This is a genomic window from Carboxylicivirga taeanensis (assembly GCF_051851475.1).
GTDB lineage: Bacteria > Bacteroidota > Bacteroidia > Bacteroidales > Marinilabiliaceae > Carboxylicivirga > Carboxylicivirga taeanensis.
Window position 1 is genome coordinate 205,081 of record NZ_JBPUSJ010000006.1, and the last position, 18,885, is coordinate 223,965.

Annotated in this window: 1 protein-coding gene; it reads left to right on the forward strand. The window is 44.1% G+C overall.

From position 1 onward, the window contains the following. Positions 1–126 precede the first annotated feature (126 nt). Positions 127–18,882, forward strand: a complete 18,756-nt coding sequence (locus ACSX1H_RS11335; protein ID WP_439184027.1) for a PKD-like domain-containing protein — start codon at positions 127–129, stop codon at positions 18,880–18,882. Positions 18,883–18,885 lie beyond the last annotated feature (3 nt).

Below are 18,885 nucleotides of genomic sequence, written 5' to 3' on the forward strand. Positions count from 1 at the left end.
GTGCCTTTATTGCCAGATCATTAAAACATTTTGAACAAAAAGTCAGACACAAGGCAAACAAAAATGAATATTTTGCGTAATGTTTTCTTAGGATTACAAGGAGAGTAGAATTTAATAAATGGGGATATGGGCTTACGTAGCCATGGATTAATCAGTTATCGATTTGACGGTAGGATTTCATCATTGATGTTAATCCTTGTTTTGTTAGCAGTATCGAGTTTTAATGCAAGTGGTCAGAATTACTGGTTCAACAATGAATGTACCGGTGGTGCCGTATTGGCTTCTCAGGTATTAAAAGAGGCCTCTACCGGGAATGGCACTATGATACCGGCAGGTGACCTTACAGGAGGGTTTTTAACCGCCAGTAATGGCTTAGTGCTGGAAGGAAATAATGAGAATGCCATTATTTATGGCACCAACTCAAATAGTGCCGGACAACTTATTGAATGGCATGTTAACGAGAAAATATATAATATAAAAATTAAAGAGTTAGATGGTAGTGCAGGTGCGCCAACTGTCATCGATTTCTATGCTGTCAATCCGGCTCCTTGTACCAAACCTTATGATGCCAATGCTATACTATCCATCACCGGAGGTTTTGGCGATTATGATGTCAGTATTGAAGATGAAGCTTCTGCCATAAAATACACCAATACATTAGCCAGCCCCGTAGAAAATCTTCCCCTGGTTATCGAAACGGGGCTAATGAGCGATAAAACTTACACCATTACTACTGTTTCTGACGAAAAAGGATGTATCGCTGATGTAAGAGGTGTCTCTTCGATATCTTATTCAACTGCAGATATTCCCCAAACCTTTCAGTTGCAAGATATCAATGGGAGTACCAATGTCTCCGGTTGCTCCAGTACAGGTGTTGATCTGTATTTATCCAATAGCGAAGAACAGGTAACCTACAATGTTTATAGTGGTTCAACCCACGTTTTGGGCCCTGTAGCTGGAAATGCCACCGGGAAACAGCTTTTTTTGGGGAATGTGAGTACGATTGGAGTGACCACCTATTACGTGGAGGCAACGCATGATAATTCGGGCTGCCAAAAGGTGATGGGGAATATGACAGTGACCCTTTCCAATGCACCTGTGGCCAGTATAGCTGATGGAACTGTTTTTGAAAAGTGCTTTGGTTCGCCAGACCAGTTTGATATTACCCTTAACATTACGCCAATTGATCAGGGACCATGGAACGTTATTATTTCCGATGGAACCAATGATTACGCTTTTGTGGCCAATACATTTGATGATACCTGGCGAACCCCTAATCTACAGGCAACAAAAACTTTTACAATAAAATCGGTTGAAGACCGAAATGGTTGTGTAAATACCGAAAATAATGGTTCAGCCCAGATAACGGTCAACCCCAAACCGGCCGTAACTTTGGTAGGTCCTGATCGAGTATGTTTGGGTAGTTCAATTAATTTGGCGACATCCGTTGCGCCTGTGGGAATTAATATTGTTGATTATGACTGGAGTACTGGTGCAAAAGGCCCCGGACTCGATAATATTGATGTTACACCAAGCATACAGCCCATTCACACCTATGATGTAACCGTAACCTCCGATAAGGGCTGCGTAGGGTCGGCTGCCAAAAATATCACTGTTAATTCATTGCCGGCAGTGTCATTTACAGCACCCCAATACGTATTTTGCCAGAATGATGCAGCAGTGACCTTATCAAGCATTCCTGCGGCAGGTGGAAGTTATAATATTGGAGCAGCAGTATTTGATCCTGCTGCACAACCTTTAGGCAATCAAACGGTTATTTATACTTATACCGATGTTACCACTGGTTGTACCAATAGTGCTTCTCGTATTTTCTCCGTTAACCCAATTCCAGCCATTACGATTGATGGAATTACGGATGGAGATGAATACTGTGCGGATGCTGGTATTTTGCCAATAAGTGCATCACCAGATGGAAGTGGTGGTGGCGTGCCGGGAACATTTGATTGTGAACCCCGCGATGCCTTATATTTTGTTGATAATGGCGATGGTACAGCCTCCTTTAACACTGCTGCCGCCATAGCTATTGATGGCTCCAGAGATTACACCATTTCGTATACTTACGCAAGTTCAAACGGCTGTGAGGCTACTAGGTCTGTTACCATAAGTGTTAATCCGAACCTTAATAACATTGTTAATTTTTCGGGCTTAGCACCTTTTTATTGCGGTGATAAGCCGATGGAGGAAGTCACCTTAACAGGTAATGTGCCCAACGAAGGCATTTTCACTATCAGTCCGGCCTGGGCCGCTACAGGTACCGATCCGGCTTTTGAGGATAATAACGATGGAACGGCCACCTTCTTTCCAAATAAAGCAGGAGGCGGAGCGTTCGATATAACCTATGAATATACCGATGATAACGGTTGTACCGGCCGAAGAACCTATTCAACGACCGTAGGTGCCACCTTGGAATTTGAGTTGGATGGTCAGACGTTTTGCCAGGGCGATCCCGTGCAAACATTATCCGCCATACCTGAAGGTGGTGACTTTTCAATTGTTGCCCCCGGTGGAACAGTACATTCGCCAATAGACAATGGCAATGATACCTGGTTTGATCCGGCCACCCGCATGCCCGGTATTTATCAAATTACCTATCGTTACAATAATGGAACAGGCTGTTTAACCTCGCAAACCTACCCGGTGGAGATTAAAAAAGCACCTTATCCCGGATTTTCTATTGATGGAACAGGTAAGTATTGTGAACAGCAAGGCCCCGTTAAACTAACTAAAGTAACAAGTAACCCAGGCGTGTTTACCGGCAATGGAGTAACCGAACAAAACAATGTCTACTATTTTAATCCGGATATAGCAGGCCCAGGTACTCACACCATCACGTTTACGACCGATAGTTTGGGGTGCCGCTCTTCTGATTCGATGGAGGTGGAGGTTGTAACATCGCCTGTTCTGGATATTCAGGTGGACCCGTCATTGATCTATTGCGATAATGAGCCGGGAGTGATCATTGAAGGGCTTGTTGATGGTACGGCCTCATTAACCGGTAATTTTACCAGTTCTCTTAATCCATCAGGCGCATCTTTAGTTGCCAATGAAAACGCTGAGGAAGGGATAAACGCCAATGATGGTAGGGGATGGTTGAATCCGGAGGTTGGTCCTGGTAATTATGATGTTACCTATATTTATGAGCATCCAGGAAACGGTTGCGTCTATCAGCATACCGAAAATATTGAAATTCTGCAGTCCGACGGTGCCAACTTTAATGGCATTAATAATGGTGCAGTTCTTTGTCAGGGAACAGGAATTGTTTACTTGTATGGACTTCTGCCTAATGGAGGAGAAGGACGATTCCCGACTCAAAATCCTAACGATCCAATGCCTGATGCTTCGGCCGATCCGGATAAAAACACGGGTGTGGTCAACTCCGGATCATTGGATGGTGAAGCATCTTTTGATACCCGCTTATTAACACCAGGTACTTACACTTTATTGTACGAGTATACCAATGCAGCGGGTTGTACCAACTATAGTGAGAAAAAATTTACGATTGTTGAAGGACCAGTAGATGTTTACCAGGTTACCGGAGGTGGAGCTTATTGTGTTGACGATGAGGTAGCAACGCGTGGTGTCTTTATTGGTATCGATGGCTCTACAGAAGGCGTGACCTACGAATTGCGTTTGGGTGGCACGACCGTTCAATCATTAGTTGGACCGGCAGGTGGTGGCCCAATCAATTTTGCCGATCGTGTTACAAAGGTAGGGACTTACTCTGTATGGGCCCGACTGGGTGACTGTGAGGCGCCAATGACTGGTAATGTGAATGTTGAGGTCTATGACTTGCTGCTTCAGTTGGATGGCGTTGATGCCGTTAAGCATGTAAGTTGTTTCGGTGCTAACGATGGTGAGGTTAAATTAACTGCTTCTGGCGGAAGTGGAAACTATATTTTCGAATACAGTCTGAATGGTGGAGCGTGGACTTTGAATCCGAACACCACTCCCGATCATTTTATCAATTTGGTACCTGGTGACTACCAGTTCCGTATAAGCGATCAGTCGGCAGCCGCCTGTGCATTACCTGCCGGACGCGAGGTAAGCATTACCATCAACTCTGCAGCGGCACCATTGGATGTAACTTATACACAGCTGAGTAGGAATGGATGTGACTGTTCAACCACACCTGAAGCGTGTGATGGTTCGGCCATCCTGTCAATTACTGGTGGAACTAAGTTTACAGACTTAAGTGCTTACCCAAGTGGCTATTTGGTAGAATGGCCGGCAACTGTTGCCAACTTGAGTGCCGACCTGTTAGCTGCGAGCCAATTACCTGAAGGAAATTATACGGTTAATGTAACAGATGCGAATGGCTGTAGCGCTACCATCATTGTTGAGGTCGAAAAAGAGGCGGATCTTAGTTTGATTCTAAATAACCTGACTGACAATCAGTGCTTTGGAACGAATTCAGCAAAAGCAAATGTTACGGCTGCCGGTGGTTCGGGTCAATATCAGTTCTCCTATGATGGTGGAACTAACTGGACTTTACCTACAAGTACAGCTACCTATGAGACAGGAGTTCTGGCAACTGGCACTCATACTGTTTTGGTACGTGACAGCGAGCATCCACATTGTACCGCTGGTTTTGAAGTTACCATTGTAGGACCATCCAATGCCTTGGATGTTACTGTAAGTTCAACCGGTGAAACCTGTGCAGGTGAAGCTGACGGGTTTGTAACACTCAGTATTACAGGAGGAACGGCTCCTTACCGTTATCAGTTGGATGGTGCTGGAGCTATACAAGCGGTTCCTGCAAATTTAGAAATACACGATATTGCCAATGGGGCACACACTATTACCATCTTCGATGATAATAACTGTTCTGTTAATGAGGTGTTTACCATTGAGAAGTCACCAGTCATCAATTTATCAGGCGTGGTAACGGATGCAAGCTGCGATAGTAATGTAGATGGTAAGGTTGAGCTTTCAGCGAATCCTGCCAACGTTAATTATGTTTACTCTATCGATGGGGTTAACTGGCAATCGTCACCGGTATTTGATTACTTAAGTGCGGATACTTACAATTTTCAAGTTAGAGATAATGTAAAAGGCTGTACAGCAGAGTTTAATGATGTTGTTATTAATGATTACCCGGCAATTATTGTAAATCCGGCCACGGCAATTTCTGATGTAATTTGTTTTGGTGAGGCCAATGGTTCTTTCACTGCCAATGTAAGTGGAGGTCAGGTTGGTGGTTCTTTCGAATATGCCATTTTTCTAGATGCCGATGATCATCCGGTTTATCAGGATTCACCGGTGTTTAGTAATTTGTCATCAGGTACTTACGATATTTGGGTGCGCAACAAAGGAACACTTTGCGAAGTGCATCAATCTGATTATGCAATCATCAACAATCCTACTGCTCCACTTTCTGTTTCACTCACTAGTAAAACGGATATTGAGTGTGTTGGCGGAACGGCCGAAATTGACATTGCTGTTGATGGTGGTTGGGATACTGGCTATAAGTACCAGTGGCGCAATAAAGTTACCAACGAAAATTTTGGCACAAGTGAAGATCTGAGTCAGGCACTTACTGGCAAACGAATTGCCGGCGGAACCTACCAGGTTGTTGTCACCGATGATAATGGGTGTACTTATACTTTTGAAGAAACAGTCACCGAGCCATCGGCATGGAGTGCAAGCGTATCAACAACGCCAAACACGATCACCAATGCTGCTAGCGATCCGGCCATTGTTGGAAACGGTAGCGCGGCACTTTCACCAGTAAGTGGTGGCAGTGATCCTGCAAATTATTCGTACGAGTGGTTCAACAGCTCGAACACTTCAATTGCCACTGAGGTAACATCTATCTCTAATTTAGACCCGGGTAGTTATTATGTTATCATAACAACGAGTGTGGCCGGATGTGATCACCGGGTTGATTTTGTGATTGGTGATACAACGGTACCTTTAGTTTTTAATCTGTCAAAAGAGGATGCAGCCTGTTTTGGTGAAAATGGTAAATTGATCATTTCCATCACCGGTGGTACTCCAGATTACTCGATCGAGTATCAGCGAAATGCTGATCCGGTTCAGACAATTTCAAGTACGTCGGCGAACTATCATGAAATTGATGCGACAGACGGTGATTACTCAGTAACCGTTCGTGATGCTAATGGAGGAAGGGTTACAAAATTAATTTCTATTGACGAGCCAGACGAATTTACCGTTAAAGGAATTGAAAGTTACGATAATTGTGAAGCACAAATTGATGTTACCATCTCTGAAACAGATAATTACCGTGTTACCTGGGTAGTACCAGCCGGTGCGCCTGCCATCTCTACTCCGGATGTTACTTCAGGCAATTCTTTCAGCGAGAGTGGATTAACTTATGCCGGTGATTACATTGTCACTGTAGAGAATATCGCTTCCGGTTGTATTCAATCTGACATAATAACTTTGCGTGAGCCAAAGATTACTGTTGTTGAGGAACTTACGCAGCATAAGGACTTGCTGTGCAATGGTGCTGATAATGGTTACCTGGCAGTCAACGTGACTGGAAGAGAGCCCGGACACGCCTTTAATTATGTTTGGCAGAATGTAACCACAGGTGCTCCGTCAATTGATACGGGTTCGACACCATCAATAGGATCGGTTAATAGCGTAGATGCTGGTAAGTGGAAGGTCACTGTTACTTCTACCGATGGTTGCACTACCATTTTGAAAGACATGATCATCACCGAACCGGCACCACTTACTCTCTCTGATCCGGTTGTTAAAAATATCACAACTTGTTCGACTCACGAAGCCGGTCAGGTGACTGTATCGGTGACTGGCGGAACAGCTCCTTATACGGTAACCGTAACCAATGGAACGATCAGTAAATCTCAAACCTTATCAGTTTCATCGTTTACATTTACTGATCTGCCAGCCAGCGATAATTATTCGGTTACTGTGGTGGATGCCAACGCATGCGCACCAATTTTAAGAGAGTTTACAATTTCAGGTCCCGAACCTGTGAGTGTTACAAATGTCGATGGAAGCATTTCCTGTTTCGGAATGGCCGATGGGGTTATTTCATTTGATATTACCGGTGGTGTGCAAGATTCAATTAGTAATCATAATGTATACGATTTGGTCATCACAGGAGACAATGGATTTAACTTGGGTACGCAGATTGATGTTCTCGCCATTCCAATGCACTCTTATAGTTTACCTGATCTAGAACCAGGAACTTATACCATCAAAGTGTGGGACAATCTGGCCACGGTTGATCCAACAAGTGGCTGTTCAGATCCGGCTTTTGAAACGATGGTCACCTTATCGCATGTGGAAGTCTCAGAATCAATTATCCATCAAACATGTCCGGGGGGCGTTAATGATGGCTCTATTGAGTTAAGTGTCAGTGGTTCAGGCGACTATTCTTGGACATGGACCTATCCTGATGGTTCAACCGTAACTTCGCCTGGTTCTATTAATCAATACAATTTAGCAGCCGGAAAGTATGTGTTGTCTATTACGGATAATGTACGTAAATGTACTTTACCTCCAGTGGAGTATCTGGTTGATTATCAGCGTCAGGTAGAAATTACTAATTGGGAGCTAAAAGATGTTGATTGCTATAATGAAGCAAATGGCTCTATAACAAATATTGTTCATAACGCTGGAGTATCTCCTGTTTACACTTGGACAGGTGTTGCTGCGGGGAATGAGAATTTAACTGAGCAAACGAATTTGGGAGCTGGTTACTATCAGTTAGTAATTGAGGAACCCGGTACCGGCTGTTCAGCGACAGAAACATTTGAAATTCAGCAACCTGAAAATCTACATTTCAACTTGCTGAATAATATAAGTTGTTCACCGTTTAATCAGCGAATTTATGTGGATGGCTTAAGCGGTGGCAATGGTAACAAAGCCAACTATACCTATCAGTGGGTAGGACCGAATGGAAACTTATTGCCTTTTGATACAGAGGAAATTAATGTTACTAAGGGTGGCCTGTATACGGTGACAGTGACAGATGCGCGTGGCTTGTGTAGTCTGACGAAGTCGATTCTTATTGAAGGGGAGATGACTGTTGTGGTAAGTCACCAACAAAATGTCAGTTGCTTTGATGAAACCGATGGATTGATTGAAGTAAACATTGTAGGAGGACCTACCGATAGACAGTTTGTTTATAACTGGGAAGTATTTGATGGAAGTAACTGGGTGTCAACCGGAACATCAACTGCCAATGCTTCACTGACAGGAATTGGTAAAGGAGTTTACAGGGTAGTGGTTAGTGCAGTTAATGCAGTAAACTATCCTTGTTCAGTTACGTCGGCTGATATTCAGATTACAGAACCACTAGAGGTGGATTATGTAAATATAAATCCGATAGATATTTCAACTTGTTCAACAGCTGCCACCGGAACAATTGAGTTGGCCGTGACCGGAGGAAGCGGTGTGTATCGTCTGGATTATACGGGTGATAACGTAACCGACCTGGTTTCTAACGATGGATTGTTCAGGGTTGAGAACCTGACAGAAGGGATGTACCAGTTAAGGTTAACTGATGCAAACGGTTGTGCAACAAATCCTGTGATTGAGGAGGTTACAATTAATGCACCCGAACCATTGGTGCTGACTGTTGATAATGTGGCAACAACTATTGCTTGCGATACAGAAGGAAGTGGCGTCATTGAATTTGATATAAGCGGTGGTAATAAGGATGCTTCTGGTAATCCTCATTATGAAATTACCGTAACCGGACAAACTGTCCGCGATGTATACGCCGAAGGAACTGTAACATATGATACAGATTTGAACTCAGGAACATATGTTATTAAGGTAGTCGATAGGCTGGCATCCACCCAATCGGCTTGTACACAGCTTGAAAAGACGATTACCCTTGAGTTACTCACTGTGGATGGGCTAGTTATTGATAATACGTGTGCTTCAACCACGAGTAATGTGGGAGCGATACGCAATATTTCGATTAGTGGTGCTGACGATTATGATTGGAAATGGGATGAAGTGAATGGAGATCCTGTATCGGATCATACATCTCTTAATCAGGAAAATTTAGCGGCCGGAACCTATATTTTAAATGTAACTGATAATGAAAGAGGCTGTTCAGTATCCAAATCATTTGTTGTTGGAGCTGCTGTTGTACTTGATATTACAGGTGTTGCGGTTCCAGTCACCTGTTATGGAGCCAATGATGGTAAAATATCAGCTGTAAATATCAGCGGTACTGTTGATTATAGTTTTAATTGGTCCGGACCTGCTTCAGTAGACAACACGCGAATTGATGCGCAGGAAAATCTGCAGCCAGGCTCTTATTTACTAGAGGTGGTGGATAACACCAATGGTTGCCGGGTAAATAAGACCTGGTTAATCGAGGAACCAACTCCCATAACCTTTGATCTAGAGCTTGTTGTAGAAAGCTGCGACCCATATGAACGGGGAATTAATGTTGTTAACCCAGCGGGTGGTAATACCGACGACCCTAGCGATTTTACTTATACTTGGCGAGGTCCTGGTAACGAGATTTATAAAGGTCAAAGTATCACAGGTTTAACTAAAGGCGGTATCTACCAGGTGACTGTTGCAGATAATAACTGTGGCGTGACCCAATCTATAGATATACCTGAAGAGCTTGTGATAACTCCAAGTATCACCGAACTAAATTGTAATGGCAATGTAAACGGAGCCATTGCTATTAGCATAACTGGTGGCTCAGGTAATTTCTCCTATCAGTGGACAAAAGATGGAGTTCCGTATAGTGAGCAGCCAGATATTAGTGGATTGGATGCAGCGACCTACGAATTAACGGTAACTGATAATTCCGAAACTGACGGAAGTGACTGTACGTATACGTGGTCATATGAATTAAAAGCTCCGGATGCGATTGAGGTGACCGGAACAGTGGGTGATATTATCTGTAACGGTGATGACAACGGACATATTGCTATTAACGTAACAGGTGGGTCAGGTGTTTATAACTATACCTGGACAACAGTGGATGGTGCTGGCTTAGTGCCTGCCAATCAGAATCAAAGCGGATTATCGGGAGGTACCTATTCAGTGGTGGTAGAAGATACGAAAGGCTGTGTGTCCGATCCATTTGATTTTGAAGTGGAAGAACTTGAACCGATTGATTTTACTTATAATCTAACTGACGCCGATTGTGATGGTGCCAACGGTGCTATTGATGTGACTCCTACAGGTGGAAGCCTTAACTATGCTTATCATTGGAGTGCCAGCAACGGAGGAGTTGTTAATGCCAGCGATAAAGATCAGCAGGATCTAAGTGGTTTGATAAGTGGAACCTATATGCTTAAAGTATGGGATGCCGATCCATTGGAAAACAGAACGGGCTGTTTTGTTGAGAAAATAATTCACCTGACGAAACCGCTAAGTATTGAGCCTACAGTGAAAAATCAAGGTTGTGCAGGCACAGAAAATGGCCAGATTGATCTGATCGTGAGTGGCGGCACACCTCCCTATTCGTTTGAATGGACAACCGTCAACGGCAGTGGAGCAAAACTAGCGGTTAATGCTCAGAACCAAAGCGGACTGTCAGCTGGAACTTACACCGTGGAAGTAACGGATTCGCGTGTTGGTGGTGCTTGTGTGAAATCCTTTGATATTGAAGTAGGTATTGATTCAAATATTGAAATAGTAAGTAATACATCGCCTGTAAATTGTAATGGCGGTAGCGACGGAAGCATCACTCTTGTGCAGGTGAGCGGAGGTTTAGCTGGTAACTACAGCTATAGCTGGACCGGTTCGGGTACTGGTCTTATTCAGGGACAACGAAACCAAACAGGTTTGAGCGCTGGTAGCTATGTGGTGACTGTTACTGATGACGATACAGGCTGTACAATGCAGGAAACTTTTACGGTGGCTCAACCAGTGGCCCTGTCGCTAAGTGTGGATAAGCTCGTGGACGTCCTGTGTAAAGGGCAGGCAAGTGGCGAAATTAATGTGGAAGCCAGTGGTGGAACCCCATTTATTAACGGTGCCGGTGATCCATATTACGACTATGTTTGGGTGGGTCCGGCTTCATCCAATGTCATTCAGAACAGTGCTACTCAAACAGGCTTGGCTGCCGGAAACTATTCGGTAACGATGAAAGATGCCAATGGTTGCAGTTCTGAAATGTTGGAGATTGAAATCAAGGAGCCTGCAACTGCTTTATCTGCCACATTGGATAATGTGGTTGATGTGAGTGTGAAAGGAGGCAATGATGGCCAAATATTCATTACTGTTAGTGGTGGAACCGGCGGAAAAACGATCACTTGGTCAGGCTCTGACTTGGATGGTAATCCAATCCCTGATATCACTCAAAATACCGTTAATCCTCGCGATTTAGTGGCAGGAACTTATCAGGTAGTGGTGGTTGATGATAATAAGTGTGAGGTAATTATTGATGGCATTGTGTTAGAAGAGCCAGACATGGCATTGACCATGACTGTTTTAACCGACCATATTCGTCCTTGCCATGGCGATGGTACAGGGGCAATTTCAGTTACCGCTAACGGAGGGACAGCACCTTACACCATTACTTTATTCGATTCAGGCAATAATGTTGTTCAAACGGTTAATGCCGATGCTTTGAATCAGAATAATTTGGCAGCCGATATGTATCGGATTGAAATTCGAGATGATGGTGGAAATACCATCAGCCGCAATGAAGCGATAACCGAACCAGCACCTTTGGTAATATCAGCCAATGTAACGCAACATGTTGAATGTTACAATGAGACAACAGGCAGTATGGTTTTCCGGGTTGAGGGAGGCTTGCCAAGTGCTTCCAACCACTATAAAGTAACCATTACAGGACCACAAGGCTATCACAATGTGTTAGACAACATCGAAGAGAATATCGATTACCCATTGGATGCTCTACCTGCTGGAGCCTACTGGCTGTCTGTTATTGACGATAGCAATGGTGATGGAGCGTTTGTACTTAGTGAAAACTGTTCAGAAGAAACAACAGCCACAATTAATCAATTAGGGGCGGTGGTTGATGTCGATAATGATGCAACCATTTGTGTGGGCCAAACAACAGCCTTGCAGTTAACGGTTAGTAACTATCCGGTGAGCGCAGCCAACCCATTAGAGGTAACATTGAGTGATGGTACCACCGCTACATTAACGGCTATTAGTACCGTTGTTAATGTCAACCCTATCGTTACAACGGAGTATTCAGTGGTAGCTATTGAAGATGGAGGTTGTCCGAAAGGACCTGGTAATAATGGCAGCAGTGCAACTGTAGTGGTTAATGAACAGCCTATAGCCCAATTGACTTTAGCAGGCGACAGTGAGATCTGTGAGGAAGAAGCCACATCGCTGCGTATTCGTTTGGTGGAAGGGACAGCTCCCTGGTCAGTTACCTATACCGATGGAGTGACTTCAACAACCCTTAATGATATAGCCGACAGGAGTACCATTGTGGCCGTATCTCCGTTAGTTAGCTCGACCTATAGTCTGGTTTCGGTAACCGATGCCAATGGCTGTTCAGGCCTTGTTGCCGGTACTGTCGATATCGCAGTTAATGAGTTGCCATCGGCAAGTATGTCTGTTCTACCTGATAATTCAAATATTTGCCAGGGAACAAAATCTGCCTTAGAATTTACCTTCCCAACAGGTTCACCCGATTACAGTGTTACCATCAGTGAAAATGGTGTTAACCGCACTTTTAATGCGACCCCGTTGGTGGGCAATACCTATTCATTATCGGTTTCTCCGGATGAAACAACCGTTTACCAATTAGTTGCGGTTGCCGACTCTAAAGGCTGTAGTGTGCCAATTAGTGGGGGAACAAGTATTACGATTAACGTACTGAATAATCCGGCTGATGCGGGTGTTATCACCGGCAAAATGGTGGCGTGCCAGGGAAGTACGGCTACTTATAGCGTTGCTGAAATTGCCGACGCAGATTCATATCTGTGGACCGTCCCTGCCGACATGGGAACCATCGTTACCGGTAATGGAACAAACACCATTACTGTTGAGTTCCTAACAAATTTTACAGGCAATGGACACATTACAGTGAGTGGAGTAAATAGCTGTAGTACAGGATTAAGTTCTTCAATTGGAGTAACCGCCAGTTTGTTGCCCGCTAAACCAACTATGCCTTCAGGCCCAGTTAACATTTGTGAAGAAGCAACAGGTTTGAGATACCGAATTGATCCGGTAAGCAATGCCAGTACCTATACTTGGTCTATTCCTGAAGGATTAGAATTTGTGGGTGAGCATAACGGCACCGAGGTGGTGCTTCAGGTGAAATCGGCCTATAACAATTTTGTTGGAGAAATAACAGTGACTGCTTCTAATACTTGTGGAGATGGTTTAACATCCGATCCTCTATTAGTAACTGTTTCACCATTGCCTACTGCTAATGCGGGTACCGATGAGTATGGTATCTGTTCATCAACTCACCAGCTGAATGCAGTGGACCCAGGTGCAGGTTACACAGGGCAATGGACGGTTACAAAAGGAACAGGTCGAATTGTAGCCGGCGAAGAAAATCTATACAACGCACACATCTCTGGCATTTCTCATGGTGAAAATACCTTTGTGTGGACAGTAACGAACAATACAACTGGCTGTTCGGCTTCCGACGAGGTACGTCTCTATAATGATCAGGTAGTGATAAGCGCTGCCGCTGATAATAACACGGTGTGTGATGGTGAAGTCACAGTTGTGGGTACGGCTATTTATCCGGAAGCCAGTCATGGTTACTGGACCATAATTACCGGAAGCGGAAACATTGAAACGCCTTCTGCAGCTACTACACGTATAAGTAACCTGGGCGATGGATTGAATACCCTTGAATGGACCATTGTTAAAAATGGCTGTGAAAGTAAGGCCACTGTCGATGTGTTTAATAACCAGCCGACTGTGCCGGTTATCTTCGACAAGGATGGTAATGCTGCCACTGTGATAGATTTAGTCTGTCATCAGAATTTTACTGAACTATCTGCCACTGCGCCGGTGTTGCCCGGCGAAACAGGAACATGGAGAGTCGTTTCAGGTTCAGCTAATATTGGTAACGATCCAAATGCCGCCAGCATTAGTGTTACAGAAATAGCACGTGGAGAAACAACTATTACCTATACCATGCAAAATAGTTCATGTATTGAGGTAGCTACAGTTGTTTTAAGAAATAACGAATTGATTGTTTCTGCAGGGGATGATGAGACACAATGCAGTGATACTTATCAACTGGATGGTACTGAGCCTGGCCAAGGCGTAACAGGTCAGTGGTCAATTCCTGCGGGATTAGGAGCAGGTGTTTTTGATAATGGAACGAGTCCGACTGCCACAATAAGTGATTTAGCACGTGGAGCCAATACACTTCGCTGGACATTGACGAAGAATGGATGTGATAGTTTCGATGAGATTGTTATCACCAATAACTCGTCAACAACAGCTTCAGTAGGTGCCGGACAAGTAATTTGTGCCTATGAAACTACATTATCGGGTAACACTCCGTCGGTAGCCTTAGGTGAAACAGGTTACTGGTCGGTAATAAAAGGTTCTGGTACTTTCGAGGATGTGAATGATCCGGTAACTCAGGTAAGCGGATTGGCACATGGAGAAAATATTTTCAGGTGGACCATTGTGCATAATGGTTGCTCATCCTTTGCCGACCTGGTTGTGAATAATCTGCATGTAGATGTTTATGCCGGAAAGGATACCATCATCTGTGGGAAAACGGTAACTCTTATGGCAAACACACCATTGCCTGGCGATATGGGCGAGTGGTCACTGATTGCCGGCGTGGGAGGCGGTACCTTTAAGCCAACAGATATCAATAACCCGAACATTTTGATTGGAGGATTGGATTATGGCAAAAATGGGTTTGTCTGGACCATTAATAACGAGGGTTGTACATCATCCGACAGTATATTTGTCACCAATAATAATCCATACTACATCGACTCAAGCGGTGATAAACGTGAAATATCGGCCGGAGACTCTCAGGAAGTGACCAGTTCAAACGCAGTCATGGTAGCTGATGCACCAGAAGTAGGCTCTGGTTACTGGACATTAGTATCTGGTGGTGGCGATATAGCTGATCCTTTAAACGCAGGCTCATTGATAACCAATCTGCGGGAAGGGGAAAGTGTATTCCGCTGGACAGTAACAAATGGAACGTGTAGCTATTCATCTGATGTGACAATTACAAATGGAGCTGTAGAGCAGGCCAATGCCGGGCAGCGTGATACCACGTGTACGGGTGAAATAAAGCTCAATGCAAATGAACCTATAAATGCTTTGGGTGAGTGGAGTGTTATTGAAGGGAAAGGAAATTTTGAAGATAAAACCAAGTTCAATACAATGGTTAACAACCTCGATAAAGGTGAAAACCACTTTGTATGGACGCTTTATAACGGAAGCACGCAATCGAAAGATACGGTCGTTATTGTTAATAATATGGTAGCACAGGCTTATGCCGGATTGGACAAGCCTATTTGTAATACCGATACCTTTGAGTTAAGTGCTATCGCTCCTGAAGCAGGACGGGGAACGGCACAATGGTCGGTTGTGAGTGGTGGTGGCGCTTTTGATAATCCGACATCTCCAACAACAATTGTGCGTAGTTTAGGACAGGGAGATAATGTTCTTAAATACCGGATTTCACTCAATAGCTGTTTCAGTGAAGCTTATGTGACTATTTCCAATAATACCCCAACCACACCTGATGCGGGCGAAGACCAGGTTACTTGTACAGATTCGGTGCAGCTGTTAAGAAACACCCCGGCTTTTGGTGTAGGTGAGTGGAGTGTTGCTAGTGGCTATGCCGACGCTGATCCATTGAAGAATGATTGGGCCAAGAAGTTGGCTCCCGGCAAAAACTTGCTCGTATGGACCATTGATAATAACAACTGTAAGCTTTCAGATACAGTGAGTATCCAAAATAACAAGCCGAGCCAGTCCTTTGCGGGACACGATAGAGAAGTCTGTGAAGACCAGGTATACCTGTCGGCCAATAATCCGGAACAGGGAATTGGTCACTGGGAATTGGTGGCTGGTTCAGGTGTGATTGCGGATCCTTTGGACCGGAATACTCTGGTGACCGGTTTAGGAAACGGGGTGAACCGCTTTAAGTGGATCATTGATAATAATGACTGTTTCTCAACCGATGAAGTGGATATCAATTTTAATTTGATTGAGGCCTTTGCGGGTTATGACGATACGATTTGTGAGGATTATAAGGTGCTATCTGCCAATGCGGCTTTCCCAGGTACAGGAACATGGGGCGTGGCGGCAGGTGCCGGCACGGCCGTATTTGACGATCCGAACGATCCTTACACGACGGTAAGAGGCTTGCAGCCAGGTCCTAATGAGCTACTTTGGACAATCAGTTATGGACGTTGTAGTTCAACCAGTAAAGTAATTATTACTAACGACAGCCCTTCAACGGCCTTCGCCGGTGACAATCAATCCTTATGTGTGAGTAATGCAACCGTGTTATCGGCCAATGACCCGGCTCGTGGCGATGGTGAATGGACCATCCTTAATGGTTCAGCATCTTTCAGTAGTATGATCGATCACAACCCTACGGTATCCGACCTGGCTTTTGGTGATAATATTTTCCGTTGGACGGTGACGCATAACGAGTGTAAATCATATTCAGATGTAATGGTAAGCTATAACCGTATAGAAGCCTATGCCGGGGAAAATGATGAACTCTGTACGGATGATACCCAATTAAGTGCTGACCCTGCCAACCCGGGCGTTGGAACCTGGAGTGTTGTTGGAGGAACCAGTCAGGCAGTTTTTGAAGATATCAATAATCCGAACTCAAAAGTGTCTAACCTGGCAAAAGGTAACAACGTATTAAGATGGACAGTTAATTACAGGGGCTGCAAAACAAATTCAGAGGTGGTGTTGACCAATAACTCACCAAGTACTGCCTATGCAGGAAACTATCAGGAGTTGTGCGATGATAATACCACGCTGAATGCGACTACTCCATATCCAGGTACAGGTATCTGGGAAGTATTGATGGGCTCAGCTACCATTGCTGATGTAACAAACGCACGAACAGCTGTGACCGGATTATCAAAAGGTGACAATGTATTCCGTTGGACAGTAAGTAATGGAGAATGTGCGTCGACCGATGAAGTACGCATTGTTAACAACGAGCCTTCTATACCTTATGCTGGTAAGGATGATGAAACCTGTAATAACCATTATAGTCTGAAGGCTGAAACGCCATTATTTGGGAATGGTTTATGGTCGATAGAGCAGGGAAGTGGGAACTTTGATGATCCAACCAATCCAACGGCAACTATTTCCAATCTAAATCCGGGCACGAATATTCTGAAATGGACCATTACACAAGGACAGTGTGATTTAAGTCACTCTATAACCATTATGAACAATGCGGCGGATATCGCCAATGCAGGCCCTGATATTCAGGACTGCAAAGATTGGTCGGTTCTGGATGCCAATACACCGCAAACAGGCTTTGGAACGGGGCAGTGGTCATTGGTGTCTGGTAAAGGAGAGTTTGATGATTCTTCAAATGCAAAAACGACCATTAGAAACCTTGGGTTTGGAGAGAATATTCTGATGTGGACCATTACTCATGGTTCGTGTTTCTCTTCTGATCAGGTAACTATCTTTAATAAAACACCCGATCAGGCAGCGGCAGGTGATGATCGCTCTACCTGTGAAGATTATATTGTTCTCAATGCAAATATTCCGGTGGATGGCATAGGACAATGGACCGTGGTGAGTGGGCAAGGTACATTTGAAGATCCATCAATGTACAATACACGAGTGAATGAAATTGGATTTGGAGATAATATATACAAGTGGACCATTGCCTATGGAGATTGTATGACCGAAGATGTTGTAGTTATCAACAGTAACAAAACTTATCCTTATGCCGGAGAGGACGATGTGGTCTATGAGCCTGTATACACGATGCAGGCACAAAATCCTGGTCAATTAAGTGGTGTTTGGACGGTTGTTGCCGGCAATGGTGTGTTTGATGATCCAAACTTCTTTAATACAACCGTGCGCAACTTGTCGGTAGGAAAAAATACTTTCCGCTGGACTATAAATAGTGCTGATTGTGAACATTACGATGAGATAACTATTGAATACAAGGAGATGCCCGAAGCCGGATTCACCGTTGATACAGAAGAGGGGTGTTACCCGCTGGAAGTTAATTTTACCAATTACTCGGTGGGAGGTACAGACTTTAGATGGGAGTTTGGAGATGGCGGAACCACTACAGAAAGAAGTCCTAAGTATACCTATAATTACCCAGGAACTTATATCGCAGTATTAACTGTTGGTGGACCCGATGGTAATGATGTGGTCTTTACACAAGAAATAAACGTTCATGATCATCCGGTTGCCGATTTTGATGTAGGTCCAGAGACGGTTTATCTGCCGCAGGATGAAATAAGGTGTTACGATATGTCAATTAATGCGGTGAATTGGTTGTGGGAGTTTGGCGATGGCCAAACATCCAATGAACGAAATCCGTCATATACCTACAGTAATGAAGGACTATATACGGTGACTTTAACGGTTCAAAATGCACTGGGGTGTGAAAATTCAATGGTGAAAGAAGGAGCTGTTAAGGCACTGCTAAGTGGCTATGTTGAGTTCCCTAATGCCTTTAAACCGCGACCTGGAGGTGCTGGTAATTCAGGTACAATAGGCGAACGAAATGATGCCATCTTCAAACCTAAACACCGGGATGTTGAGAGCTACCATATCCAAATCTTCAATCGTTGGGGACAATTGATTTTTGAGTCAGCCAACGTTGATGAAGGATGGGATGGTAATTATAAAGGACAATTAGCCCCACAGGCGGTCTATGTTTATAAAGTTTCCGGTAAGTTTACCAATGGCCGTGAGTTTAGTAAAGCGGGAAGTATATTATTAGTGAGATAGATG